Consider the following 24456-nt stretch of genomic DNA (forward strand, 5'->3'; position numbering starts at 1 on the left):
GGCTTTGAGGCATGACGAACGCCGTTCCCGCCGCCGCTCCTTCTGCCCTCGCCAAGCCTTCCGCACCGGCACCCGCAGTGTCCTCCGACGGCACGCCGACTACCCGGCGCCGTCCGATGCGCGGCACGGAGCGGCCGGTGCCGCGGTGGGCCGAGGGTGTCGCGCACCTGATCCCGCTCGTCCTGCTCCCGCAATGCCTGTGGCGGCTGCCGTTCGCCTTCGGCTTCGAGATGGGCAGCGCCGAGGAGGGCGGCATGCCGGCGCTGTGGATCTCCATCCCCTATGTGTTCGCCCTGAGCATCATCACCGAGGCACTCGCCCTGCTGAGCTTCGGTCTGGTCCGCGACTGGGGCGAAACCGCGCCCCGGTGGCTGCCGTTCGTCGGCGGGAAGCGCATTCGGCCGGGCGCCGCCATCGCCGCGGCCACGCTTGGCGCGCTGGGTGTGATGGCGTTCTGGTCGCCCTTCGTCTTCGCCTGGTTCGGCATCGGCGAGAACGCCGACTACACGAACGCGGGCTGGCAGGTACTGGCGTACGCGTGCATCACGCCCGGGCTGCTGTGGGGCCCGATGCTGCTCGCCCTGACCTGTGCGTACTGGGTACGCCACCGCCCCGCGATAAGCGCCTGACCGGCGGCGGCGCGTCGGGGATGCCGGACCGGCCAGGCGAGCATGCTGCCGAGCAAGTCGCGGATCGGCGCCGCGATTTCCGGATTTCGTCCCCGCATCTGCCTGCGCCAGAACCTCGACCATCCGAGTCGTGTCATCGGGCTGGTCGAAGATGCGGATGAGCCAAGGGTGTTCGTCCCAAAGTGAGGCGCAAGCTCAGCGTCCCGCGGAATGCCCAGACGTCGGTCGTGGCGATGCCTTCGGCTCTACGATCTCATCCGGAAGCACTCTGCGTCGGAAGGGGGCCGATGTTCGGGGGGTACCAGGCGTTGGTGGTCGGGATCGAGGGTCCACCGATCGATCTCGCGCGGCCCAAGCTCGGGGCCCGGCCACCGTTGGAGTTCGCCGCCGAGTACGCCGAACGGGTGCGCACGATGCTCACCGGCAAGTACGGCTACGTCGAGGTGGCGCCCCAGGCCGATCCCGCAGCCACTGCCTCCGCGCTGGAGGACGCGGTGGACCAAGTCCTCACCAAGAGCTCGGGTTTCGCCGTGGTGCATCTGCTCTCGCACGGGCTGTCAGGTGCGGGGGAAAAGCTGTACGTCGTGGGCGGTGACGGCCGGCGTACGAGGATCGACGTCGAGTCGTGGCTGGCCACGTTGGAGACCGGCGACGACGGAGACGCGGCGCACGAGGCGCCGAACGTGCTGTTCCTGTTGGACCTGTGCTACGCCGGTGCTCCCGCGCGACTTGCCTGGCAGCAGTTCCTCACGGCCGGCCGACGGCGCGGGTGGGTGATCGCCGCGGCGCAGCCGGGGGAGGAGGCGTACGACGGCATCCTGAGCCAGGCCGTCGCGGAGGTGCTGGCGGGATTCCACGACGGCACGATCGGCCTGCACCAGACGTACGAGTTCATTCCGTTCGAGCGGTTCTGCCATGAGGTCGCGGTTGCCGTGGCGCGCCGGGCGGCGCAGCTCCTGGTGCCGCAGGAGATCACCCTGCCGATGACCCAGGTCGGCACGGACCTGTCCTGGCTACGGTTCTTCCGCAACCCGCGCTTCGACCGTTCCGCCGGTGGTGTACGGCGCAACGTGGACATCGGAGCCGGCGCGCTGCTCGACGAGGCCTTGGACCAGCGGCACTTCGTGGGCCGTGCCGGTGGTGTCGAGTTGTTCAGGCACGACGACGGGGATCGGCGCGGCATGTTCCAGGGCCGTGAAGAGCAAGTCGTCGCGTTGACGGAGTGGTTCGCCGGATTCGGTCCGCCGTTCCGGGTCGTCACCGGCAAGCCGGGGGGCGGGAAGTCGGCGCTGCTGGGGGTGTTGGTGTGCGCGGCCCATCCGCGCCTCAGGGCGGAGACGATGTCGCTGTGGGAGCCGTCCCTCGGCTGGGACACCGCTCCCGAGGAGACCGGGAACCTGGCTGTCGTGCACGCGCGGCGGCGCTCGTACCAAGACATCCTCGCGTCCCTGGCGAGGCAATGGGGGTTGGCCGCGCCGCCGGACGACGGCTCAGGGTGGACCGTGCCCCAGGTGGTCGACGCGCTGGCCGGGTGGGAGAGACCCGCGGTGCTGGTGCTGGACGCATTGGACGAGGCGGAGCGTCCGGAGGAGGTGGTGTCCGCGTTGCTGACTCCGCTGCTCGCGGCGGTCGGCGGCGACGGGCAGGCCGCCTTCCGAATTCTCGTGGGTGCGCGCCCGGAGGAGCGGTTCGCCCCGCTGTTCGCACGCTCCGCGGCAATGGGCGGACTGCTCGACCTCAGCACGGTGCCGGACGACGACCTCATCCGTGACCTGACCGCGTACGTACGCGGGTTGCTCCGCGACGACCCGGGTTTCGCGGCCAGGTGCCCGCTTCCGGTCCTGAACCATCTCGCCAAGTGCATCGCCGGAGAGGTGGTGCGTACCGGCGAGCCGCAGTCGGGACGGTCGCCACGCGAAGCGGGCGAGTTCCTCGTCTCCGCATTGTTCGTCCGCTATGTCCTTGGTGGTTCGGAACGCTTGGAGACACGTTCCGACGCCGAGCAACTCGCGGCCCTGGTACCCAAGTCGCTCGGCATGGTCCTGCGTCTCGACCTGCTGCGGCGCGCCGACTTCTGGGTGGCCGCCGTGCTGGCTGTGCTCGCCTACAGCCAGGGAGCCGGCATGCCGGAACGGGTCATCGCCGCCGTGGCGCCCGCGTTCGCCCCCGGGCATTTGCCGACGCCCGGCATCGAGGAGATCCGCCGCGCGCTGGAGTCCGGCAGGTTCTACCTGCGCCGGGACGCCGACCGCGAAGGCAGCCCGCTCTACCGGCTGTTCCACCAAGGGTTGGCCGATGAGCTTCGCGCGAACCCCTTCATCGCCACGGGGGTCGCGGAGGGCACGGTCTCCGCGCCGGGCGGGTTCGCGGCGGCGCGGTACGCACGGGAGGTGTGGGCGGCAATGCTCGCGTCGGTCCCGCGGCGTCCCGACGGAGTGCCGCGGTGGGACCTTGCCGAGCCGTACCTCGTCCGGCACGCCGCGCAACACGCCCTCGACGCAGGCGAGTTGGACGAGTTGCTGGACGACGCGGAGTTCCTGGTCCATGCCGATCCCGACGCCCTTGCCGCCGTACTCCAGCACCTCCCCGGGCAGTTGCCGCTCGCCGCCTCGGTCTACCTCGCCGGCCACACGTCCCATCGATCCCTACCTGCGACGGAACGCCGTCAGATGCTGGCCGTGGACGCCATGCGCTTCGATGCGACGGAACTCGCCGAGCGCCTCCTCCACGGACAGAACTGGTCGATCCGCTGGACCGCCGGATCGGCGCCCAGCCGCGCGCTGCGCGCCTCGCTGCCCGGGCACCCGCAGACCCGGATCTGGACGCTCCGCACCGTGGAACTGGACGGCCGTACCCTCTTGTTGAGCGGCGCGGACGACAACACGCTCAAGATCTGGGACCTGGACGCCCACGCGGCTGTCCAAGCACTGCCCCATCCCACCCCCGTCGGGTGCGTCGTGCCGATTCGCCAACAAGGAGAACTGCGCCTCGTCACCGGATGTGACGACGGGTGGTTGTGGGTCTGGTCGTGGCCCTCCGGAGAACTGGTCGACACGTTTCCCGCGCACGAGACCCCGGTGTGGTCCCTTGCCGCGACACCGGACGGCCGTCTCGTGGCGAGCGGTGCCGAGCAAGGCAGCCTGCGTACCTGGAACCTCGCCACGGGCGACATGACCGGGGACTTCCACGTCGGAGAGGCCCCGGTGAACTCCCTGGACGTGTGCCTGGTGGACGGCGCACCGCATCTGCTCGGCACCTGCGGTGGTGCCGCGGCGGTATGGCGTGTGACGGACGGCGTGTGCGTCCGTGACCTGGACGCGTCCTGGGCGACCGTGGCTCGCACGGTCCTGCTCAACGGGACGTCGTGTGCCGTCGTCGGAAGCAGCACCGGGAAATGCCGAGTCTGGGACCTCGGCGACGGCAGTCCGGTCGTCACCTTCCGCACGCACGACGGTGCGGTGGTCGATCTGGTCGCCGTCGCGGCGCCCGACGACGCCCGGCCGCACATCGCCACCGTCGGCTCGGACGGCGTCCTGGGAATCTGGGAGGTCGCGAGCGGCGGACAGGTGGCTGTCCACCGGGGGCACACCACACAGATCACCGCGGTGTGCGGCTATCGAAGTCACGATGGGCACCGCCTGGTGACCGGCGGGGAGCGCGGGTCCATCCGGATCTGGGAGACGTACGGCCCCGCTGCCGCCCCCAGCGCCGCGGCACACCGCGATCCGGTCATCGGCGTGCTCGCCGCGCACGACGCGTCCGGGGACACCGCCGTGTCGCTGGGATGGGACTCCCTGCGGCTGTGGAACCTACGCGACGGCACAAACGAGCGACTCGACCACGGCGAGAACCACTTCCACACGATCGGAACGACCACGGACGGACGGTCCGACAGTGTGTTCGCCGTTGGCCAGGCGACACTTCAGGCCTTCGACGCCTCAGCCGGGGGTGGAGTCACCGCCGTGCATTTCTGGAGCGGCGCGCCGGCTGTTGGCGCGGCGGCGAGCGCGCGGATCGGGGACCACGAATACGTCGTGCTGGGCGATGACAGCGGGGCACTGCGTTGGCTCCCGCTCCGCGGCGGATCGCCGCAGGAGCCCGCGGTGTCCGTCTCCGACCAGAGGATCACGCTGCTGGCCTCACTGCCGCGCGCCGGCGGCGGCCCGCTGATCGCCGCCCTCGACCTGAACGGCCGCCTCGTCGTCGTCGACGGTGACCACCCGCCGCAGATTGTCGAGCAGTTCGACGAACCCCTGCACGCCATGGCATTCACCATGCTCGACGGGGACGCAGTCCTTCTCCTGGGCGGCAACGGCCACGTCCACAAGCTGAATCTCCGCACCGGTCACGCGAACGCCCTGGGCTGCCGGACCGATCGCGAGGTGACCTGCGTAGTGCCCTGTCTTCGCGACGGCCGCCCGCATGCGCTGACCGGTGGCACCGACCGCAAAGTGCGTTTGTGGGACCTCGCCCTCGACACCCTGGTCGACACGTTCGCGTTTCCCGACAGCGTGTTCGCGCTCGCTGTCACCAATTCCGGCGATCTGCTCGTCGGCATGGGAGCCGACCTCATGCTCCTGTCGCCCGACCCGGCGGTCCTCCGGCTGGAACGCGCATCGCACGCATGACACCGATCTGCCCGAGCCCACGGCCCCCGCGGTCGCGGTCGACCTAAAGGAGCGCGCATGTCCCGCATCGTCGCGGTACACGGAGTCGGCAACCACGTGCGCGGCGGCCGACCGGACGCGGTCGCCGAAGCCGTGGCCGCCGACTGGAGCGCCGGCCTGGCCGCAGGGCTGGGACTTGCGAGCCTCGGAAAGGCGGATCTCACGTGTGCGTACTATGCCCACCACCTCTACCGAGGCAAGCCGGTGGCGCAGGGCACCGATGACCAAGCCCTCGATCGCCTGGCGACGACGGACCCCGATGCGGCGGCCCTCGCCGAGATGTGGCTGGACGCCCATGAGCTGCCGGAAGTCGTGGCGCAGGGACGGCTGACCGTGCCTTTGCGGCACGCCGTCGATATGTTGGCCCGGCGCTTCTCGCTCGACGGCAGGCTCACCCGTCTCTTCATGGCACTTGTCTTCCGCGAGGTCGCCACGTACCTCAAAGCACCCGACGCGCCCGCTCGGCAGGCCGCGCGCGACGAAGTGGGCGGTGTCCTGGACCGGGAGCGGCCGACGGTGGTCCTCGCGCATTCGCTCGGGAGCGTTGTGGCGTACGAGGCGCTGCACGCCCGCCAGGACGTGGAGATCGACCTGCTCGTCACAATGGGCTCGCCGCTCGCGCTGCGCCACGGCGTGTTCGAGCGCCTGACGCCCGCGCCGGTGAACGGACTTGGTGAACGTCCGCCGAACGTCCGCCGCTGGGTCAACGTCGCCGACCCGGGCGATCCCGTCGCGATCCTCCGCCCGCTCAGCCGCTGGTTCCCCGGCGTCGACCTCGATCTGACCGACAGCATCAACCTCTTCGACTTCCACCTGGCCGCGAACTACCTAAGATCCGCAGCCGTGGCCGCCGCCGTCGCACCGTACCTCGGAGTCGCCGACGTGCCCCCCTCGCCGTCCACGCGCGCACCGACCGAGTAACAGACCGGGGGAGCCGAGCCGACCAGGGGGAGACCGCGTGCCGCGGCAGCGACCGGCCAAAGTTGGCATGTACCGCTGAACCCGCCCGCCGGGGCGGCACCAGCAAGCGCGCTGGTGCCGCCCCGGCGGGCGGGTCAGGTCCTTGTGGGCGTACGCGACCACGTCATTGGGGTCGGCGCCCGGCGGGGACCACGCCTGGGTTCACCAGCGGTACCAGCGTCCGCGGCTGCCGCTTGCCCCGGTGCTGCGGAAGAGGAACCCCAGCAGCCATATAGCCAGGACGATTACAGCGATCCACCACAGCGCCTTGAGGGCGAACCCCGCTCCGAAGAGCACCAGTGCCAGCAACAGAACCACGATCAACGGAATCATGACCTCACGCTGCCCGGAGCGCCCCTCTTCACTCCAACTCCAGATGGAGCGCCTCCCAGATACGGACGCCGGTCTGGTGCGGCGCTGATCTGCGTGATGCTGGGCCGCGAACCGGTCTACTACGAACGTCCGATCCAGTGGGTCGTTCTGTCGCTCGTGACCGGGGTCGGGTTTCTCGCCTACCTGTGGCTGGAGTCACCTGGCAGACGCGCGGCCGCGGTTCGCGCCACGGCCGTACGGAGGCGCCTGGATCCCGTGGCGCTGGGATGCCTGACCGTGGCAGGGGTCTTCATCGTCTCGGGGATCTGACACCACTGCTGTAGCCGCAACGAGGCGGCAGCGTTCCACATAGCACTGTGAACCGCGCGGCCTGGGAAATACGCGACCGTCGACACCGGGCCGGTGGGGCGGCGGCGTGCGTGGCGACGCGGGTCTCAGGAGACCGGTCAGGATTCGAGAAGCGCGGTCCGCGGTGTCGCCCGTAGCGTGATCGTCATGGCAACCACCGCACCGGCCGACGGGTTCGCCTGGGAGGCCGACGCCTCGCCCGTCCCCACGCGGTCCTGACGTCCGGCTCCCACTCCACTCCGCGCGACCCCGACACCGGGGTGCCGGCTCGGAGGACCGGGGCGCACACTTCCGCAGTTCACAGTTCACAGTTCAAGGAGCATGCCATGAAGGCACACGTCAGCTCGATCCTGCTCGGTGTCCGGGACATGGAGCAGACCAAGCGGTTCTACGCCGAGGGACTCGGCTGGAAGATCCAGAACGACTACGGGGTCTCGGTGTTCTTCGAGTCGGACGGGGCGTCGCCGGTCGGCTTCTACGCCCGCGAGGGCCTGGCCGCCCAGGTGGGCACCGAACCGGAAGGCAGCGGCTTCAGCGGGCTGGTGCTGACGTACGTCGTCCGCAGCGAGGCCCGCGTCGACGAGATCATCGCGGAGGCCGCCAAGGCCGGCGCCAACGTCCTCAAGCCCGGCGGCGCGCTGCCGTGGGGCGGGTACGGCGGTGCGTTCGCCGACCCGGACGGCTACATCTGGAGCCTGGGCTACAGCGACCAGGGAACCGACCAGCCCTACGCCGAGTAGCCGCGCACCTCTTGTTTCACAACCGCCTGGGACGGCGCGGCGCGAGCCGCTGCCGTCCCGGACACACCCTCGTAGAGCCGCCTGTCGGGTCAACGGTCAACCAGCCGTGGACGCGGGGCCTCACCCGTGGATTCCGCGTCGGTGTCGTCGGTGTCGTCGGTGCCGACCGGGCCGCGGGGAAGCATCGCGTCCAGCCACTTCGGCAGCCACCAGTTGGCCCGGCCGAGGAGCGTCATGGTCGCCGGTACCAGCACCATGCGTACGACGGTGGCGTCGATGAAGATCGCGGTGGCCAGGCCGAGTCCGAACATTTTGGTGGAGGGGTCCTCGGAGACGGCGAAGGACAGGAAGACCGCCACCATGATGAGGGCGGCCGAGGTGATGATCCGGGCGGTGCCCGAGACGCCCTCGACGATCGCCGTGCCGTTGTCGCCGGTGCGCAGGTACTCCTCGCGTACCCGGGAGAGGAGGAACACCTCGTAGTCCATCGACAGGCCGAACAGGATGGCGAAGAGGAACATCGGGATGAACGACACGATCGGAACCGTCGCTTCCAGCCCGATGAGTGCGCCTCCCCAGCCCCACTGGAAGACCGCGACCATGATGCCGAATGCCGCGCCGATGCTCAGCAGATTCAGCAGTACCGCCTTGAGCGGTACGAGTATCGAGCGGAAGACCACCATCAGCAGCAAGAACGACATCGCCAGCACGGTGGCGGCGAACGCCGGCAGGCGTTGGCTGGTGCGTTGGCCCACATCGGACAGGCTCGCGGCGGCGCCGCCGACGTGGGCCCTGGCCGGGCCGTGGCCGATCGCCGTGGGCAGCACGTCGGTGCGCAGCCGGGCGATGGTGTCGGCCGTGGCCTTGTCCTGAGGGCTGGTGGTCGGGAACACCACGAGGGTCGCGATGCCGGTGGCCGGATCGATGTGCGTCGGCGCGACCGATGCGATGCCCGGATCCGCCGCGACCGTTGCGGCGAGTCGGTCCAGCACTCCCGGGTCACCGGTGGGGTCCGCGGCGATGACGAGGGGACCGTTGGTGCCCGGGCCGAATCCCTCGGCGACGAGGTCGTAGGCCCGGCGCTCGGTACGGCTGTGCGGCATTGACCCGTCGTCGGGCAGGCCGACGCGCAGGCCGAGCACGGGCAGCGTTGCGGTCAGCAGCAGCCCCGCCGCGCCGACCGCGTACGGCACCGGGTGCCGGCTGACGTGCCCGATCCAGCGACGCCACCCGGCGGCGTGGGCGGCGCCTGCCGCCGGGTCCTGCCGCCGCGCGAGTCGGCCCGGTCTCCTGGCCTGCAGAGCCCGGCCGATCAGGCCGACCCGGCCCAGGCGCGGGCCGGCGGCGCCGAGGAAGGCCGGCAGCAGCGTCACCGACGCGAGCACCATGATCAGGACGACGATCGAGACGGCGAGCCCGCCCACCGTCATGAACGGTACGTTCGCGACCGCCATGCCGAGGATCGATACGACGACGGTGCCGCCGGCGAAGACCACCGGCCTCCCCGCCGTGGCCACCGCTCGCCCCGCCGCCTCGCGGGGATCGAGCCCGCGCGCGAGGTACTCCCGGTGCCTGGCGAGCACGAACAGCGCGTAGTCGATGCCCACTCCGAGTCCGACCATGCTGCCCAGGACAGGGGCGAAGGTCGGGACGTCCGTCACCCCCGCCAGCACCGTCATCGCGGCAACCCCGACGGTCAGCCCGAAGACCGCCATGCCGATCGGCAGCGCGGCGGCGACGAGCGAACCGAACGCCAGGAACAGGATCGCGGCCGCGGCGAGGATGCCGATCAGCTCGCTTGCGCCGCCGTCGGGGTCGGAGAAGGCGTAGAAGAGGTCCCCGCCCATCTCGATGCGCAGGGGCAGTTCGGCGCGCAGCCGGTCGCCGAGGTCGACGAGGGCGTCGAGGTCTTCGCCCGACAGCCGGCTCTGGTCGGGGTACTGCACCCGGACGACCGCGATCCGACCGTCGGCCGAGACAAGGCCGCCGCGCACGCTGGTGTCCCCGCCTGCGTCGAGTGCTCCCGCCGGGTCGCTCGTGCCGAGCACGTGCGGCAGCCGCCGCACCTCGGTCTGCAGCCGCGTGAGAGCGGCGCGCGCGCTGCCGTGGTCGAAGAACGTCGCGCCGCCGTCGAGGGGGGTGACGACCACTTGCGCGGTCATCCCCTCCTGGCCGGTGCCGGCCCGCTCGATCAGTTGCGCGGCTCGTTGGGAGTCGAGCCCCGGAGCGGTCATCGAGTCCGCGGTCCGTCCGCCGATGGTGATCGCGGCGAGGACGGCAAGCGCGGCGGCGATCAGCCATGCCGCGATCACCCGCCAGGGATGGCGGGCGGCGCTTGCGCCCAGGCGCAACAGGGCTTTCGAGAGCATCGGTTCCTCCAACCACATCGGCGGCCGTCCTTGTACGGCCGCCGATGCCGAGGTTCGTCGCCACGGCGCTCCGCGGCATCGGCTCGGGGGCCGCGGATCCGTCGGCCCAAGGACGGGGTGAAGCCCCGTCCTTTCGGCCGATGCGCTGCACGGTGCGGTCCCTAGGCTGAGAACCGTGCTGCGAGACGACCTGCGAACCCTGTGGACCGAACCCCGACCGCCCGACGCGCCCGCCCGGGTGTGGCGGGACTGGATGCTGCTCGCCGCGGGCCTGGGCGGTGTGGTGCTGGAGGCCACCCTGCGCGAGCACGTCGTGTGGCGGCCGGTGGCGGTGGTGTTCGCCGTATGGCTGTGCCTGCTGCCCCTGTGGCGCCGGACTCGCCCGCTGACGATGGTCACGCTGGCGTTCGGCTCGGTGACCCTGCTCCAGCTGGCCTCGCTGGTTGCCACCGCATCGCGCGAGCCCGTCGGCCTGGACACCGGCGCGGGAGTCGTGTTCGTGCTGGTGTACGCGCTGTCCCGGTGGGGGGCGGGACGGGAGATCGTGCTGGGCGGCGCGGTGATCCTCACGGCCTTCGCGCTCTGCGCCGCCATGGACGAAACCCCGGCCGCCGAACTGGCCGGGGGCTTTGTCTTCCTGTTGCTGCCCGGCTTGATCGGGGCCGCCGTGCGGTTCCGGGTGACCGGTCGCGAGCGGCAGTTGGAGCAGATGCGCTCCCGCGAGCGTGAGCAGCTCGCCCGGGAATTGCACGACACGGTGGCCCACCACGTTTCGGCCATGGTGATCCGTGCCCAGGCGGGCCGGGTGCTCGCGGGCACCGACCCGTCCGCCGCCGTCGAGGCGCTGGACGGGGTCGAGGAGGAAGGGGCGCGCACGCTGGAGGAAATGCGCGCCATGGTCACAGCGCTGCGCAACCGCGGGGCCGGCGCTCAGCTGGCGCCGCCCGCCGGTGTCGCGGATCTGGAGCGCCTGGTGCGCAACCCGGGTGGTCGCCTCAGGGTCGACCTGGGTCTCGACGGCGAACTGGACACCCTGCCCCCGGCCGTGGACGCGGCCGTCTACCGCATCGTGCAGGAGTCGGTGACCAACGCCATGCGCCATGCGGTCGACGCGACCGAGGTCGTCGTCCGGGTCAGCGCGGAACGGCACACGGTACGGGTGAGCGTACGTGACAACGGCCACCGCACCGGCCGAGGCCGTGCCGGATACGGACTTGCCGGACTGCGCGAGCGCGCTGCCCTGCTCGGCGGCAAACTACAAGCCGGCCCCGGCGCCGAACAGGGCTGGCATGTCGAAGCCGAGCTGCCCAGAGGGAGGACCGAGAGCGGTGCCCATCCGCGTCCTCGTCGCTGACGACCAGGCCATCATCCGCACCGGTCTGCGGATCATGCTGAACGCCCAACCCGACATCGAGGTGGTCGGCGAGGCCGCCGACGGACGGGAAGCGGTCCGTCTGGCCCGCGAACTGCGCCCCGACGTCTGCCTGTTCGACATCCGCATGCCCGCGCTCGACGGGCTCGAGGCCACCCGATTGGTGGCCGGCCCGGGCGTCGCCGACCCGCTGGTCGTGGTCGTCATCACCACTTTCGACCTCGACGAGTACGTCTACGGCGCGCTGCGTGCCGGCGCCCGCGGATTCCTCCTCAAGGACACGGGACCAGACCTTCTGGCCCAGGCCGTACGGTCGGCGTCCGGCGGTGACGCGCTCATTGCGCCCAGCGTCACCGTCCGTCTGCTCCAGGCATTCGCGGACCTGCCCGCCGGCCGGCCCGTGGCCCAGCCGGTCTCCGCCGTCACCGCCCGCGAGGAGCAGGTGCTGCTCGCCGTCGCTCGCGGGCTGACCAACACCGAGATCGCCGATGCACTGCACATCAGCCTCAGCACGGTGAAGACCCATCTGGCGAGCCTGATGGCCAAACTCGGCGCCCGCAACCGGGTCGAGATCGCGATGTGGGCTTACGAAACGCGCCGTATCCTCCCCGGAACCTGAGCCGGCTGGTTGCGAACCTCCACCCGTTGGCCAGCGCGGCGGGGCGGTGGACCGGACGCCGCGTGAGGGCAAGGTGTGAGGGCAAGCCGGCCGGGGCTGGTCGGCCGGGGCTGGTCGGGGTGCGTGGCGGCGCTCGGTTGACGGTCGCGTGCGGTAGGGAAGAGCCATGAAGTTCATGTTGATGATCTGCGACGACGAGGCGCGTTGCCTGACGCCGGACGAGATCGCGGCAGATCCGGCCCACAGTGCGTGGACCGAGGAGATGACGCGGCGCGGCGTACTGCTTTCGGGTGCGCGGTTGCGGCCGAGTGCGGATGCGTTGTCGGTACGCGCGCACGGCGGCGAAGGCGTGGTGTCCGACGGTCCGTTCATGGAGACGAAGGAGCAGATCGGCGGCTTCGTGATGATCGAGTGCGCGGACGCGGACGAGGCGGTCGAGATCGCCGCGCGGCACCCATTCGCGGGGCACGGGGTCGTCGAGGTGCGGCCGGTGTGGAGCGAGGCGCGGGTCGAGCGTACGCGGGGAGCCTGATGCGTACGCCGGAACCCGGCCCGGGCGCCGGAGCCGCTCGCGGTACCGGGGCCATGCACGGTATCGGAGGCATGCACCGTGCCGGGGTCATGCACGGTACCGGGGCCGCCGGGAGGACCGGCGGGGACGCCGCGACCGCCGTCGCGGAGGCGTTCCGCGCCGAGTGGGCGCAGATCGTGGCGACGTTGATCGCTCGTACCGGCGACTGGGACCTGGCCGAGGAGTGCGCGCAGGACGCGTTCGCCCGCGCCCTGGAGACGTGGCCGCGCGACGGAGTGCCGGACCGGCCCGGCGCATGGCTCACCACGACCGCGCGAAACCGGGTGGTCGACCGCCTGCGCCGCGAAGCGGTCGGGGCGGAGAAGATGCGGCAGGCCGCGGAGCTTTCCGCGGGTGCGGACGCCGACGCGGCGGACGCGGCGGCGGTTGCCCGTGCGGCCGCGGAAGACGGCGTACCCGACGACCGATTGCGGCTGGTCTTCACCTGCTGTCACCCACAACTGCCTTTCGACGCAAGGGTGGCCCTGACGCTGCGGACCGTCGTGGGGCTCGAAACCCCGGAGATCGCACGGGCGTTCCTGGTGCCCGAGGCCACTATGGCGCAGCGCCTGGTGCGGGCGAAGCGGCGGATCCGGGACGCGCGCATTCCGTACGAGGTGCCTGCCCGCGAGGAGTTGCCGCGGCGTACGGACGCCGTGCTCTCGGTCGTCTACCTCCTCTACAACGAGGGGTACTCGGCGACGTCGGGCGCGGACCTGATCCGGCGCCGACTCGGCGACGAGGCCGTGCGGTTGGGCCGTCTGCTGGCCGAACTGCTGCCGGGGGAGCCCGAGGTGCTGGGGTTGCTCGCGCTGATGCGTACGCACGATGCCCGGCGTGCGGCGCGGGTCGACGAGGCGGGCGACTTCGTGCCGTTGGAGGAGCAGGACCGGTCGCGGTGGGACCGCGAGGCGATCGCGGAGGCGTCGCGGCTGCTGGACGAGGCGGTCGCGGTGGAACGGGTCGGGCCGTACCAGCTGCAGGCGGCGATCGCGAACGTGCATGCCGTGGCGGGTACGGCCGCGGAGACCGACTGGGCGCTGATCGCCGCCCTGTACGGGCGGCTGGCCGAGATGACCCCGTCGCCGGTGATCGAACTGAACCGTGCGGTGGCGGTCGCGATGTCGGCCGGGCCGGCCGCCGGGCTGGAACTGGTCTTGCGCCTGGAGGAGTCGGGGCGGTTGACGGGGTACCACCTGTTGCCCGCGACCCGGGCGGACCTGTTGCGGCGGCTGGGTCGGCGCGACGAGGCGGCCATCGCGTACGCCCAGGCCCTGGACCTGGCTCGAGCGGAACCGGATCGGCGCTATCTCGCCCGCAGGCTCCGCGCGGTCGACGAGGAGGGCCGGTAGCGGAGAAAATTCCGGTGATCGTTGTCTTGAGATGTCGATACCGCGTCGGGCCGTTCGTCGGTCGGCTGACTCCCGCTCGGGAGCCCGGAACGATGTGGAGCCCGACATGCAGCTCAAGAACAAGAACGCGGTGGTCTACGGTGCCGGCGGCGCCATCGGAGGCGCGGTGGCCCGCGCGTACGCCCGCGAGGGTGCCCGGGTCTTCCTGGCCGGCCGGACGTCGGCCAAGGTCGAGGCGGTCGCATGGCAGATCGTCGCGGACGGCGGCCGCGCCGAGGCCGCCGAGGTCGACGCGCTCGACAAGGCGTCGGTGGACGCCCACGCGGCGCACGTGGCCGCGTCCGGATCGCTCGACATCAGCTTCAACGCCATCGGTGTGCACCACGTGCAGGGGGCGTCACTGCTGAGCCTCGCAACGGAGGACTTCCTGCTGCCGATCACGACCTACAGCACCACCCAGTTCCTCACCACGACCGCGGCCGCCCGGCACATGAAGGCTCAACGCAGCGGTGTCATCCTGACGTTGTCCACCACCGCGGCACGGATGTCGCTGCCGTCGAACGGGTTCGGCCCGGCGTGTGCGGCGGTCGAGGCGCTGTCCCGGCAACTGGCGGGGGAGTTGGCGTCGTACGGTGTGCGCGTGGTCTGCCTGCGCCCCGACGGCATGCCGGAGACCGTCGCCCACGGATCGCACGCCGGTGAGGTGTGGGAGCGCGCCGCGGAACGCATGGCTGAGATGGCGGGCACCCGCGCGGACATCGACCCCGGCGGACCCGGCGCCCTCCTCGGACGCCCCGTCACGCTCGCCGAAGTGGCGGCAACAGCCGTGTTCCTCGTGTCGCCCGGCGCGGGCGGGATGACCGGGACGGTGACGAGCGTGACGGCGGGGTCGCTGCTGGACTAGGCCGCCGAGACGCAGGTCCGGGGGGCGGCGGCCCGGGCGCCAGCTGGCGTCGACACGCCCGCCGCCCCCAGCCTGCGCAGGCCGTACGCCAACAGACGGGCGCTCGCCCACACGTAGACCGAACCACAGGCCGGTCACCCCCAACGCCCGTTCCCCCGCCCGCTGTTCACCACATCGTGATCCCGAGTCATGTGGGCCACCCGGATTCTGCATAGGCGATCCCGTACTTGATCGCGGTCAGCGCGTCCGCGGTGTAGGCCACGGTGTTTGTCGGCAAGGCATCGTCGGGGAACCACCGCCACCCCGCGCAGCATTCCGGCTCCCGCAAGGTGATCTCGCCGGTCCATCGGGAGGCTTCGAGGAAGACTTGAAGGCGGGTGCGGCCGTCGTCCGGATCGAAATGGTGCAGGGTGTGGACCAGGCTCAGGTCGTCGGGGTGGAGTTCGACGCCGGTCTCCTCGCGGGCCTCGCGTACGGCACAGGACAACACGGACTCACCTGCTTCCAAGTGCCCGGCGCACAAGTGGTACTGCCCGTCGCCGAACGCGGTGTTGTGGCGCAGTCCGAGCAGCACCCCGCGATTGCTGCGCAGTACGAGATGGACCCCGATCACCGTCGAATGGCGCACCGCCGAACCCCCCTCGATCGAACGCACGACCTATCGAACGTCCGGTCTAACGAGCCGCCCTCGCTGGGGTCACATAGCGCCGGCATGGTGATTGACGAACGAACAGAACTGGTGTCAGGGGAAGTTGCCTGATGTCGGTCCGTGGAGGCCCGGGTCGCGTGCCTGAACGCGGTCGCGTTGGGTGCGGGATGTCGGCCTTGGCTTCGATGCCCCGCCAGCATCGGTCCTGCCACCACAAGACCGTGGTCACAAGACGGTGCCGCTCCGACAAGTCGTAGCTGTCGGCAATCAGCCTCCCGTGTCCCCGACACGCACGACGGCATTGACGAAACCTCCCGGCAAGGACGACTCGGACATCGGTCCACCCTGCCCGGTCGTCACCTCGTCAGGGACCCCGCCCTAGCGTCCGGGAACCGGGTGGTCGCCGCGCACAGTGACCGCCGCGAACAGCGGCAGAGGGTCCGCGGAGGCTGGCGGCTTGAGCAGCGGGCCAGCAGCGCGGGACGCGTACGGGAATGCGAACAGGTCTCAAGGGCCGTGCTCGTAAGTACTGCTCCCACCCGCATGCGCGCCTGTCCTGCGGACGCGAAGAGTGCACCGGGTTGCGCGAGTCAGGGGATGTCCAGGACGGCCTTGCCGTGCACCGTGCGGTCCAGGAGCGCCGCAATGCCTTCGGAGGCTTTGTCCCATGGGGCGCGCCAGGTGATGTGAGGATCCACGCTGCCCTCGGCCACCAGCTTGGCAAGGAAGGACAGGTCCGGTCCGACGTCGGTGCACCGGAGGAGGAAGAAGCTCGTGATCGAGCGGTCGTGTCCTTCGGGGGCACCGGAGAAGGCGCCGGACGCGAACTGCTCGGGCGCGTCCGTGGCGCGGCCGACGGAGACGAGGGTGCCGTGTTCGGTGAGTCGCGCGTAGGCCTCGACGAGTTGCGGACCGCCGACCATGTCCACGACGCCGTGGACGGTAGCGGTCAATTCCGTTGGATTTCCGATGACTTCGTGCGCTCCCAAGGCCTGCAGTCCGTCCCTGTGGGTGGCGGGGGCACCGGTCGAGGCGATGACGTGTGCTCCCGCTCGGCGTGCCAGTTGCACCGCGTACCGGCCCACGCCGCCGGTGGCGCCGGTGATGAGGACGCGGCGCCCGAGGAGCGGCCCCAGGCGCCGCAGGGCGCGCAGAGCGCTGGCTCCGGCAACCGGGACGGTGGCGATCGTGCCGAGGTCGGCACCGGCGGGTACGGTCCCGAGCCAGCTGGTGTCCACGGCACGCAGTTCCGCCCATGCGCCGTCGGGGGCGAGGGTGACGACGGGTGTGCCGGCCGGTGGGCCGGATCCGTCCGCGGCGGCGCGCTCGACCACGCCTGCCGCGTCCCAGCCCGGGATGGACCCTTCGGGCGCGGAGGCAAGGACGTGCTTGGCCTCCCCGTAGTTGAGGGATGTGGCTCGGATGCGGACCAGGGCCTGGTGAGGGGCCGGGCTTGGTGCAGGGACCTCTCCGAGACGGAGGTTGCCCGGAACAGAGCGGTCGATGAGGAGTGCGCGCATGCCGGTGGTGCCTTCCGCTGGACCAATAGTGCCACTCAGTGGCAAAAACCTATCAAGGGCGTTCGCCTCTTCGCTACACTCGACGCACGATGACTGCCACCCGCAACCTCGACGCCGGCCCCTCACTCCGCGAACGCAAGAAACTGCGCACGCGCGAGGCGCTGATCGGCACCGCCCTGGAACTGTTCACCGAACGCGGTTTCGACGGTGCGACGCTGGACGAGCTGTGCGAGGCGGTCGAGGTCTCCAAGCGCACGTTCTTCCGCAACTTCGCGAGCAAAGAAGACGTGGTGATGGCGCCGACCCAGGACATGTGGGCGGCGTTCGTCGACGAACTGGACCGCCGCACCCCCGGCGGCGACACTCTCCTGGAGTTCCTACAGGAGTCCCTGCTCGCCGCGGTGGACCGCATGACGGACGAGGACTGGCCCTCCCGGGTCCGGCTCAGCCGCCGCCTGGCCGCCAAGACGCCGTCGATGGACGCTCACGGCCTGCACTTCTGCGACCGCACCATCCGCTCGTCCCTGTCCACGCTGCACCGCAGGCTGGCCTTCGACGAGCCGCAGGACCCGCGCCCCCGCCTCGCGCTCGACGTCCTGGTCGCTGCCACCCGCCGCGCGATGGAGACCTGGGTCGAACTGCCACGCGAACCGGGGCGCAAAGCCCTCGCCGACGAACTGCGCGCCGTGTTCGCGGCGATCCCGGGCACCATGACGCTGCCGGCCGTACCCCGAGAGGCTGTCGCCGGACAGACCCGCTGAGAACTCGACAGCGGCCGTGCCACCCGCGCGCAACCACGACAGAACCTTCACCGTCGTCCGGCTCTTTCCAGCCCGGCCTTCGACGCCGTGCTCTTGCGGACGTAGCGCATCGAGCTGCACCGGTACGCGACGAGCGCCACGTCACCGACCCGGATCGGCGCGGTCATCCGGCAGGTGAACGTCGCGAACGTCCCGGCGTCATACAGGTCTTCGATGGTGAAGTCGTACGCGGGACCGGGCACGGGGACGAGCGTGAGCGCCCCCTTGCCTTCGGGGAACGTGAGCTGCTGGGGCAGTCGGGAGATCGGCCGACCGGTCGTGTTGACCACGGTATGCCGGTACGTGACGCGCATCAGGCCGTCCGGGCCGACCTCCACCTCGACCCCCGTCGCCACCTCGCCCAGGAACGGCGGCTCCTGTGCGTTGCAGGGGTGCGGCGAGGGGGCCGAGGGGTGTGGGCCGCCCTCCCACGGGCGGCTGCGCAACCCGAGGATCTCGCCCGGGATGCGCAGGCCGTCGGCGACGCGTTCGATCACACGCTGGTCGCGGGCCTGCGAGGCACCTCGCACGTACGCGCTGACGCGGCTCGGCGTCATGTCGCACAAGCGCGCCATCCGGCTGATGCTCAGGCCCGCGTCGCGGCGCGCGAGCCGGAAGATCTCCCCGATGTCGCGGCGGGCGCCGGCGTCGCGTATCGCGGGGCTCGTCAGCACTCCGGCGGGGAGCACCCCAGCTATCACCGGGGTTGGGCCGGCAGGGCGCGCGACGGAACCCTGGTGCACTGCGTCCTCCAAGATCGGATCGCGCCCCGGAGGGTCTGACGGCGGACGCAACGACAATCGCACTGTCGCCATCCGGAAATCGGCGTTGTGCGCACGCGGAACCGACAATCCGCGCACGGGGGCAAGTGGGTTCATACGGAGTGTTCGGCCAACGGGTCGGGCGGCTTTGGTTGGAAGGCGAGCAGGCTGCTCTAGGCAACCGCACAGCGCGGGCGACCTCGCGCATGGACATCTGCCCCGGCTGCGCTGACGGGTCAACCGTTGTTCACGCCATGGTGGTTGGGCATCCCTGTCCTGGTGGTTGCATATAGTGTCTGCGCATTTAGGGGGGGCGGTGAGAGGTGTGCCGGCGCACCGGGAATTGTGGGCGGTGGGGCCGCGGCGTGACGACCTGGCGTCGTTCGATTGCGGGGCCGAAGCCGTCCAGGCCCTGTGCGCACTGGAGTTGGCGGAAGCGACGCGGGTCGCCTGCGGAACCAGTGACGGCCTGATCCGTATCTGGGATCCGGCCACCGGCGAGGAGACTCTCGCGCGCTGTCTGTCGAGGACCGGACGCTCCTCGCTGTCGCCGCCCGCAACGGCACCATCCGGCTGCACGATCCTGCCGCGGGCCAGGGGGTCCGCATGATCGGGTACCTGTGGGACCCGGCGCTCCCGAGCCGCCCCGGAACAGGCGCTTACGCCCGCACCGCCGAAGGGGAGTTGGTCTCCGATCGGTTCATGTCCGTGTGCACGGTGCCGTCCGGCGGGCGGCAGTTGCTGGCCACCTGCGGAGAGCCCGGGACGGATTACGTGGCGCACGTACGCCTCTGGGACCCCGCGACCGGCGAGCACCTGCGCACCGTGGCCCGTCATAAGGGCAGACTCCAGGCCATATGCGCCCTCCCGCTGGCGAACCGCACTCTGCTGGCCGGTACCGGCTGGGACAACTACGTCTGGCTGTGGGACATCGCGTCCGACGACCACCCCAAGCCTCTGGTCGGACACCGCGGCTGGGTCAACGCCGTGTGCGGAGTGCCGGTCGACGGCCGGATCCTGCCGGCCAGCGGCAGCCACGACGGCACCGTGCGTCTGTGGGATCCCGTGACGGGACGTACCAAGCGCGTGCTGACCGGGCACCGGGACTGGGTCCGCGGGCTGTGTCTCCTGCCGCTCGGCAGGCGCACCCTTCTGGCGAGCGGCAGCAAGGACCGGACGGTACGCCTGTGGGACCTGGCTGAGTTGCGGTGCGTTGCGGAGATTGCCGTACGCTCGCCCGTCGTTGCGCTCGCGGCCGCCGAGTCGCGCCTCTTCGTCGCGTCCGAGGACGGGTTGCACGGGTACGCGGTCGGGGCGGACGGCGCGATCGAGTCCACAGTTCGAGGCGACTGACACAACGCTTCGAGTGCCACCCTGCTTCTGCGAAGCGAGTCGGGGTGCTATTGGGGGGTCTCGACGACGCGGAGTCGGATCTGTCGTCGATGCAGGTTGATGTTGCAGACGCGGACGGTCAGCGGGTCGCCCTTGGCGCAGTTGCGGCCGGCTGCTGCCAACCGCGTCAGGGCCGGATCGCCGGCAGACACCAGCCCGTCGAGTCCGCCGAGGTCGACGAAGATCCCGAAGTTCGTGAGCGCGGACACGACTCCGCGTCTGACCTCACCGAGTTCCAACGTCTCCAGCACCGTTCGCCGCTGGGTTTCGCGTTCGTCTGGCAAGTCACATCCTTCTGTCAGCAGCGCTCGCTATGGGCGAACGTCCGCGGCACTGACGGGGCGTGGTCATGAGTCGGGGCGGGGGGTGCCGCCGCAGCGGAGGGTTAGGTCATCGGCTACGGCGCGTAGTTCGTCGGCGAGTTCGCGTACGTCGTCCGCGCGGGCGTCGGGCCGCAGGAGATGGAGTTCGACCTCGAACTGCGGTCTGCCGTCGTGGCCGAACACCGGTGCGGCCATGTAGGAGACGGGCAGGGTCCTGGCCTCCGCCAACTCGCTCGCCAGGTAGCCGCGTCCGATCCGCTGGAGGAAGGCGGACATCTGAGGCAGGTCGCTTCGCCCCGTCATCGTCGACATGGTGCGGATCGCCTCGGCGACCTGCTCCATGGCGTCGTCGAGGCGCCAGATGCCCACGCCTTCGGCGCGGACCGTCGACAGGAACCGCTCCAGGTGTTCGCGGGTCGCCGTGTCGGGGGCGTGGGCCAGCCACTCGCGGCGCTCGGCCGGGCCGCGGAACGCCAGCACGACCGCGCCGAACGGGGGGAACATCGGCAGGCGGGTCCGGTCGGCCGGGCCGGTGCGGTCGCGACCGTACGACGCGATCACGCTGGTGTGGTCCGCCGCGACACGGCTCAGCGACGCGGCGAGACCTGTGGTGTCGCCGAGCTGCCGCAGCAGCTTCCGGGCGCCGTCGACGATCGGCACGCGTGTCAGGATCGCGCCCGCCACCGGAACCAGGGCCGTGCCCACGCGGTACGTGCGGTCCGGGCCGCGGTCGACCCAGCCGTGGTTCTCCAGCGCGCCGAGGACGGCGGCGCACGTCGCGCGGTTGAGGCCGAGGCGCTCGCTGATCTCCGAAACGGTCGCCCCGTCCTCGACGTCGAGCAGCAACTCCACGATCGCGACGACCCGGTCGGTGGGCGGTGACGTGGACATGGCTCTTGTTCCTCCTCGGCGGCGCCGCTATCTTCGCCAAATAGCTGACCATGCTACGCCGAATATTCGTCGCCTGTACAGAGGCGACCCTGGAGGAGCCCGCCATGCCAACCGCCACCGAGGGTCCCGAGCTGTCCGTCCACATCGGCGCGGACGACCTGCCTTTCGTCGAGATCGGCGGCGGCAACAAGCTCAAGGTCATCTGCGTCAAGGCGCAGGAGGGCCTGTGGATCGTGGAGAACGTGTTCCAGCCGGGCTTCGCCGTGCAGACGCACCGGCACACCGGCCCGGTGTACGCCTACACCGTCTCCGGCGCGTGGAAGTACGCCGAGTACGACTACGTCAACCGCGCCGGGTCGTTCCTCTACGAGCCCGCCGGCTCCGTCCACACCCTGACCTGCATCGAGCCGGACACCCGCGTCTGGTTCCAGATGTACGGCGCCAACCTCAACCTCGACGCCGACGGCGACGTCGAGTTCGTCACCGACGGCCCCGGCTCGCTGCGGTCGTACTACCGGCTGTGCGAGATGCAGGGCTACGGCCGTCCGAACGTCCTGGTCGCCTGAGGAGCAGCAGGATGACCGTCACCCCAGACACCGCGCCCGACATCTACAGCCCCGACAGCTACGCGTCCGGCGCCCCGCACGCGCTCCTCGCCGAACTGCGGCGCACCAGCCCGGTCTTCTGGCAGGACATGCCGGGCACCGCGACCTCAAAGGCGGGGGGCTACTGGGCGGTCCTGCGGCACGAGGACGTCGAGTACGTCTCGCAGCACCCGGAGATCTTCTCCGCGGAACGCGGCGGCATCGTGCTGGAGGACCTGGACGAGGACCGCCTCGACGCGCTCCGCGGCACGCTGCTGGCGATGGACCCGCCGCGACACCGGGCGTACCGCAAGCCGCTGGTCAAGTCGTTCACCGCCAGGGTGGTGGGCGGCATGGAGGGGCGCATCCGGGAGATCTGCCGGGAGATGTTCGCCCGCATCCCGGACGGCGACGTCGAGTTCGTGCACGACGTCACCTCCAGCCTCCCCACCCAGGTCATCGACGAACTGATGGGCCTGCCGCCGGAGGACTGGGATCACATCCACCGCCTCGCCGAGCGCACCAACAGCCGGCAGGACCCGGAGGTCGCCGGCAACGACGGCTACGGTCCGGGCGACGCGTCCCGCGAAATGGCGATGTACGCGGTGCGCTTCGCCATGCGGCGCCGGCAGGAGTCGGACGGTGCCGAGGAGCCGCCCGAGGACCTCACCACGCTCATCCTCGAATCCGAGTTCGGCGGCAAGCTGATGACCGACCTCGACTTCGGGTCCTTCTTCATGCAGCTCGTCACCGCCGGCAACGACACCACCAAGACCATGCTGTCGGGCGGCCTGCACGCTTTGCTCACCCATCCCGACCAGCTCGCCGCGCTGCGCGCCGACCCGTCGCTCATCCCCGGCGCGGTCGAGGAGATCCTGCGCTGGGCCAACCCGCTGCACTACTTCCGGCGCACCGCCACGCGGGACGTCGAACTGCGCGGCGTACGGATCAAGGCGGGCGACAAGGTCGCGGTGTACTACACGTCCGCCAACCGCGACGAGGACGTCTTCGCCGACCCGCAGGCCTTCGACATCACCCGCAAGCCCAACCCGCACCTTTCGTTCGGCTTCGCCGAGCACTTCTGCCTCGGCGTGCACATCGCCCGCCTGGAAGGCCGGGTGTTCTTCGAGGAGTTGCTCGCGACGTTCCCGCACATCGAGCTGACCGGCGAACCGAAGCGGCTGCGCTCCAACCTCAACAACTCCCTGACGCGGCTACCGGTACGGCTGATGCGCAGCTGAGTCGTCGTACGCAACCCGTCTCGCCGTCGAGCGCCGTGGAGTCAGCCGCGTTTGGCGGTGGGCCAGCCGTGTCCCCAGCCGCCTTGCACCATCGTCTGGAACGCCCAGCCGTCCTCCGTGCGGACCAGCAGGTCCACGTAGTGCATGCTCTGCGGCTGCCCGTCGACGGTCATCGTGGCCTCGGTCTCCACGACGACGAGGTTCGCGCTGAGGAAACGAGGCGTCCGGGTGGACGTGAGGTCGAGCCCGGCGGTTCCGCCGCCTATGGCCTCGCGCATCGTCTCGATGTACTCCTCGCGGGTCCACTGCCGCACCGCGGCGTGGCCGCCGGGGACGTCGGTGGCCAGGTTCATCGGGAACACCGCCAGATCGGCCAGCCCCTCGATCGAGCCGCGCTCGGCGAGCGCGTCGAACTCGGCGAACCACGCCTCGATGGCCTGCGTTTCCTCGGCGGTCGGCTGGTACACGGCTGTTCCTCCCGGTGCGGTGGCGCTACTCCGTACAATGTACGGTACGCCGTACGGAGTTACAACTCGCTTTCCGCCTGCGGGGTGAGCACGACAATCGGGATCGTGCGGTCGGTCCTCTGCGCGTACTCGTCGTAGAGAGGAAAGATCCGTGCCATCTCGGGCCACAGGGTTGCGCGTTCGTCCGAGGACGCGACGCGCGCCCGGGCGGTGAACCGCCGGGTGCCGGCCTGCACCCCGGCACTCGGGTCCGCAAGCAGGTTCTTGAGCCACGCCGGATCCTCGTCGGCTCCGCCGTTGGAGGCGACCACCACGAAATCGTCGCCTGACATTCCGTAGATCAGGCAGGTCCGGCGCGGCTTGCCGGTGGTGCGCCCGGTGGTGGCGAGCACAAGGACGTGCACCCCGTTGTTCACATGTCCCTCGGTGCCGCCCGAGGCCAGGTACGCGCGGGTCTGCTCCGCAACCCAGTCCTGCTGCGAGTCGGTGGCGCGGTCAATGTCTTCGGCGACGGCCATGCCGGCGGTTCCTTCCAGGGACGAGCGTGCGCTGCGGCCACGGTGGCCCCATCTGCTCTGCCCAGAGAACGAACCTGGCAACCCGTTCTCGACATCCCCGACAGCCAGCCCTGCCGCAGGAAAAAGACGGTCGCAAACCCTCCCGTTCAACACCGCGAGCAACCCGTTGTGATGAACCACCAGCACCTTGCCGACGGACGGGAAGCGATCACAAGATCGGCTGAGAGTCGTCGATCTCGAACGGGATCCACGATTCCGGGCTCAGGCCGGAAAATCCGTCGGGCTCCAGTCCGGTGGAGCCCGGCAGCACCTCCGACAACACCTTCTCGGCAGGCCACCAGTTCGGGTGGTTCCGGGCAGTCTGATTTGGCAACGCCATGTCTCCTAGGGAGTGTCTTCAAATTTCGCGTCGGATAGCCCGCGGGCCGTGGTGCGTGCGCTCGCAA

General features: G+C 70.6%; 24 protein-coding genes. 14 read left to right on the plus strand and 10 right to left on the minus strand.

Features of this window, described 5'->3' with window-relative positions; all coding sequences use genetic code 11:
* The first annotated feature begins 11 nt into the window (after nt 1-11).
* The 3 genes from ACWD12_RS18200 to ACWD12_RS18210 all read left to right on the plus strand — a co-directional run bounded on the left by ACWD12_RS18200 (nt 12) and on the right by ACWD12_RS18210 (nt 6217).
* Nucleotides 12-629, plus strand: a complete 618-nt coding sequence (locus ACWD12_RS18200) for a hypothetical protein (protein WP_450100344.1) — start codon at nt 12-14, stop codon at nt 627-629.
* Between the two features lie 287 nt (nt 630-916).
* Nucleotides 917-5257 (plus strand): hypothetical protein, encoded by a 4341-nt coding sequence (locus ACWD12_RS18205; protein ID WP_450100345.1) that lies wholly within the window; start codon nt 917-919, stop codon nt 5255-5257.
* Nucleotides 5258-5314: 57 nt separating this feature from the next.
* On the plus strand, nt 5315-6217 hold the full coding sequence (locus ACWD12_RS18210) for a hypothetical protein (RefSeq protein ID WP_450100346.1): 903 nt from the start codon (nt 5315-5317) through the stop codon (nt 6215-6217).
* A 201-nt stretch (nt 6218-6418) separates the two neighbouring features.
* Here ACWD12_RS18210 and ACWD12_RS18215 read toward each other — a convergent pair whose 3' ends face one another.
* Complete coding sequence (locus tag ACWD12_RS18215; RefSeq protein WP_450098265.1) at nt 6419-6589, minus strand: hydrophobic protein; 171 nt, start codon at nt 6587-6589, stop codon at nt 6419-6421.
* 96 nt (nt 6590-6685) lie between these two features.
* Between ACWD12_RS18215 and ACWD12_RS18220 the strand changes: the two genes are divergently transcribed.
* Both ACWD12_RS18220 and ACWD12_RS18225 read left to right on the plus strand, forming a co-directional pair.
* Nucleotides 6686-6898, plus strand: coding sequence for a hypothetical protein (locus ACWD12_RS18220; protein ID WP_450100347.1), 213 nt, complete (start codon nt 6686-6688; stop codon nt 6896-6898).
* 365 nt (nt 6899-7263) lie between these two features.
* Nucleotides 7264-7677 (plus strand): VOC family protein, encoded by a 414-nt coding sequence (locus tag ACWD12_RS18225; protein WP_358356976.1) that lies wholly within the window; start codon nt 7264-7266, stop codon nt 7675-7677.
* 89 nt (nt 7678-7766) lie between these two features.
* Here ACWD12_RS18225 and ACWD12_RS18230 read toward each other — a convergent pair whose 3' ends face one another.
* Entirely contained in the window at nt 7767-10046 is a 2280-nt protein-coding gene (locus ACWD12_RS18230) for an MMPL family transporter (RefSeq protein WP_450100348.1), read from the minus strand.
* Between the two features lie 175 nt (nt 10047-10221).
* On the opposite strand from ACWD12_RS18230, the gene ACWD12_RS18235 reads away from it, so the two are divergent.
* From ACWD12_RS18235 to ACWD12_RS18255, 5 genes are all read left to right on the plus strand, one after another.
* The gene (locus ACWD12_RS18235) at nt 10222-11400 is read left to right on the plus strand and encodes a sensor histidine kinase (RefSeq protein WP_450100349.1); all 1179 of its coding nucleotides are present in this window, start codon (nt 10222-10224) and stop codon (nt 11398-11400) included.
* Entirely contained in the window at nt 11375-12037 is a 663-nt protein-coding gene (locus ACWD12_RS18240) for a response regulator (protein ID WP_450100350.1), read from the plus strand. Before ACWD12_RS18235 ends, ACWD12_RS18240 begins: the two co-directional genes overlap by 26 nt.
* Before the next feature lie 166 nt (nt 12038-12203).
* Entirely contained in the window at nt 12204-12569 is a 366-nt protein-coding gene (locus tag ACWD12_RS18245; RefSeq protein ID WP_450100351.1) for a YciI family protein, read from the plus strand.
* A gap of 89 nt (nt 12570-12658) precedes the next feature.
* Nucleotides 12659-13960 carry an RNA polymerase sigma factor gene (locus ACWD12_RS18250; protein WP_450100352.1) on the plus strand — a complete coding sequence of 434 codons (1302 nt, stop codon included), beginning with the start codon at nt 12659-12661 and terminating at the stop codon, nt 13958-13960.
* Between the two features lie 106 nt (nt 13961-14066).
* Nucleotides 14067-14864: an SDR family NAD(P)-dependent oxidoreductase gene (locus ACWD12_RS18255; RefSeq protein WP_450100353.1), complete on the plus strand. Its 798-nt coding sequence runs from the start codon at nt 14067-14069 to the stop codon at nt 14862-14864.
* A gap of 187 nt (nt 14865-15051) precedes the next feature.
* Here the strand turns inward: ACWD12_RS18255 and ACWD12_RS18260 are convergent, their stop codons facing one another.
* Together ACWD12_RS18260 and ACWD12_RS18265 are read right to left on the minus strand one after the other, a co-directional pair.
* The gene (locus tag ACWD12_RS18260) at nt 15052-15519 is read right to left on the minus strand and encodes an NUDIX hydrolase (RefSeq protein WP_450100354.1); all 468 of its coding nucleotides are present in this window, start codon (nt 15517-15519) and stop codon (nt 15052-15054) included.
* A 584-nt stretch (nt 15520-16103) separates the two neighbouring features.
* Nucleotides 16104-17033, minus strand: a complete 930-nt coding sequence (locus ACWD12_RS18265) for a zinc-binding dehydrogenase (protein ID WP_450100355.1) — start codon at nt 17031-17033, stop codon at nt 16104-16106.
* 89 nt (nt 17034-17122) lie between these two features.
* On the opposite strand from ACWD12_RS18265, the gene ACWD12_RS18270 reads away from it, so the two are divergent.
* Complete coding sequence (locus tag ACWD12_RS18270; protein ID WP_450100356.1) at nt 17123-17794, plus strand: TetR/AcrR family transcriptional regulator; 672 nt, start codon at nt 17123-17125, stop codon at nt 17792-17794.
* Between the two features lie 47 nt (nt 17795-17841).
* Here the strand turns inward: ACWD12_RS18270 and ACWD12_RS18275 are convergent, their stop codons facing one another.
* Nucleotides 17842-18522 carry a helix-turn-helix domain-containing protein gene (locus ACWD12_RS18275; RefSeq protein WP_450100357.1) on the minus strand — a complete coding sequence of 227 codons (681 nt, stop codon included), beginning with the start codon at nt 18520-18522 and terminating at the stop codon, nt 17842-17844.
* Between the two features lie 678 nt (nt 18523-19200).
* Between ACWD12_RS18275 and ACWD12_RS18280 the strand changes: the two genes are divergently transcribed.
* Nucleotides 19201-19947: a hypothetical protein gene (locus ACWD12_RS18280; RefSeq protein ID WP_450100358.1), complete on the plus strand. Its 747-nt coding sequence runs from the start codon at nt 19201-19203 to the stop codon at nt 19945-19947.
* Nucleotides 19948-19994: 47 nt separating this feature from the next.
* On the opposite strand, the gene ACWD12_RS18285 is transcribed toward ACWD12_RS18280, so the two are convergent.
* On the minus strand, nt 19995-20270 hold the full coding sequence (locus tag ACWD12_RS18285; RefSeq protein ID WP_450100359.1) for a S1 RNA-binding domain-containing protein: 276 nt from the start codon (nt 20268-20270) through the stop codon (nt 19995-19997).
* A 63-nt stretch (nt 20271-20333) separates the two neighbouring features.
* The gene (locus ACWD12_RS18290; RefSeq protein WP_450100361.1) at nt 20334-21200 is read right to left on the minus strand and encodes an IclR family transcriptional regulator; all 867 of its coding nucleotides are present in this window, start codon (nt 21198-21200) and stop codon (nt 20334-20336) included.
* 104 nt (nt 21201-21304) lie between these two features.
* Here ACWD12_RS18290 and ACWD12_RS18295 point away from each other — a divergent pair, with 104 nt between their 5' ends.
* Complete coding sequence (locus ACWD12_RS18295; RefSeq protein ID WP_450100362.1) at nt 21305-21766, plus strand: 2,4'-dihydroxyacetophenone dioxygenase family protein; 462 nt, start codon at nt 21305-21307, stop codon at nt 21764-21766.
* Nucleotides 21767-21777: 11 nt separating this feature from the next.
* Nucleotides 21778-23025, plus strand: coding sequence for a cytochrome P450 (locus ACWD12_RS18300; RefSeq protein ID WP_450100363.1), 1248 nt, complete (start codon nt 21778-21780; stop codon nt 23023-23025).
* Nucleotides 23026-23066: 41 nt separating this feature from the next.
* Here the strand turns inward: ACWD12_RS18300 and ACWD12_RS18305 are convergent, their stop codons facing one another.
* The 3 genes from ACWD12_RS18305 to ACWD12_RS18315 form a co-directional block, all read right to left on the minus strand.
* Nucleotides 23067-23492, minus strand: coding sequence for a nuclear transport factor 2 family protein (locus ACWD12_RS18305; protein WP_450100364.1), 426 nt, complete (start codon nt 23490-23492; stop codon nt 23067-23069).
* Between the two features lie 59 nt (nt 23493-23551).
* Entirely contained in the window at nt 23552-24010 is a 459-nt protein-coding gene (locus tag ACWD12_RS18310) for a nitroreductase family deazaflavin-dependent oxidoreductase (RefSeq protein ID WP_450100365.1), read from the minus strand.
* 208 nt (nt 24011-24218) lie between these two features.
* Entirely contained in the window at nt 24219-24383 is a 165-nt protein-coding gene (locus ACWD12_RS18315; protein WP_450100366.1) for a hypothetical protein, read from the minus strand.
* Between the last annotated feature and the right edge of the window lie 73 nt (nt 24384-24456).

It is taken from the genome of Streptodolium elevatio, from assembly GCF_053592165.1.

Coding starts and splice junctions, on each gene's coding strand:
- ACWD12_RS18200 (WP_450100344.1), top strand. CDS start 12: ATGACGAACGCCGTTCCCGCCGCCGCTCCTTCTGCCCTCGCCAAGCCT.
- ACWD12_RS18205 (WP_450100345.1), top strand. CDS start 917: ATGTTCGGGGGGTACCAGGCGTTGGTGGTCGGGATCGAGGGTCCACCG.
- ACWD12_RS18210 (WP_450100346.1), top strand. CDS start 5,315: ATGTCCCGCATCGTCGCGGTACACGGAGTCGGCAACCACGTGCGCGGC.
- ACWD12_RS18215 (WP_450098265.1), bottom strand. CDS start 6,589: ATGATTCCGTTGATCGTGGTTCTGTTGCTGGCACTGGTGCTCTTCGGA.
- ACWD12_RS18220 (WP_450100347.1), top strand. CDS start 6,686: ATGCTGGGCCGCGAACCGGTCTACTACGAACGTCCGATCCAGTGGGTC.
- ACWD12_RS18225 (WP_358356976.1), top strand. CDS start 7,264: ATGAAGGCACACGTCAGCTCGATCCTGCTCGGTGTCCGGGACATGGAG.
- ACWD12_RS18230 (WP_450100348.1), bottom strand. CDS start 10,046: ATGCTCTCGAAAGCCCTGTTGCGCCTGGGCGCAAGCGCCGCCCGCCAT.
- ACWD12_RS18245 (WP_450100351.1), top strand. CDS start 12,204: ATGAAGTTCATGTTGATGATCTGCGACGACGAGGCGCGTTGCCTGACG.
- ACWD12_RS18250 (WP_450100352.1), top strand. CDS start 12,659: ATGCACGGTACCGGGGCCGCCGGGAGGACCGGCGGGGACGCCGCGACC.
- ACWD12_RS18255 (WP_450100353.1), top strand. CDS start 14,067: ATGCAGCTCAAGAACAAGAACGCGGTGGTCTACGGTGCCGGCGGCGCC.
- ACWD12_RS18265 (WP_450100355.1), bottom strand. CDS start 17,033: ATGCGCGCACTCCTCATCGACCGCTCTGTTCCGGGCAACCTCCGTCTC.
- ACWD12_RS18270 (WP_450100356.1), top strand. CDS start 17,123: ATGACTGCCACCCGCAACCTCGACGCCGGCCCCTCACTCCGCGAACGC.
- ACWD12_RS18280 (WP_450100358.1), top strand. CDS start 19,201: ATGATCGGGTACCTGTGGGACCCGGCGCTCCCGAGCCGCCCCGGAACA.
- ACWD12_RS18290 (WP_450100361.1), bottom strand. CDS start 21,200: ATGTCCACGTCACCGCCCACCGACCGGGTCGTCGCGATCGTGGAGTTG.
- ACWD12_RS18295 (WP_450100362.1), top strand. CDS start 21,305: ATGCCAACCGCCACCGAGGGTCCCGAGCTGTCCGTCCACATCGGCGCG.
- ACWD12_RS18300 (WP_450100363.1), top strand. CDS start 21,778: ATGACCGTCACCCCAGACACCGCGCCCGACATCTACAGCCCCGACAGC.
- ACWD12_RS18310 (WP_450100365.1), bottom strand. CDS start 24,010: ATGGCCGTCGCCGAAGACATTGACCGCGCCACCGACTCGCAGCAGGAC.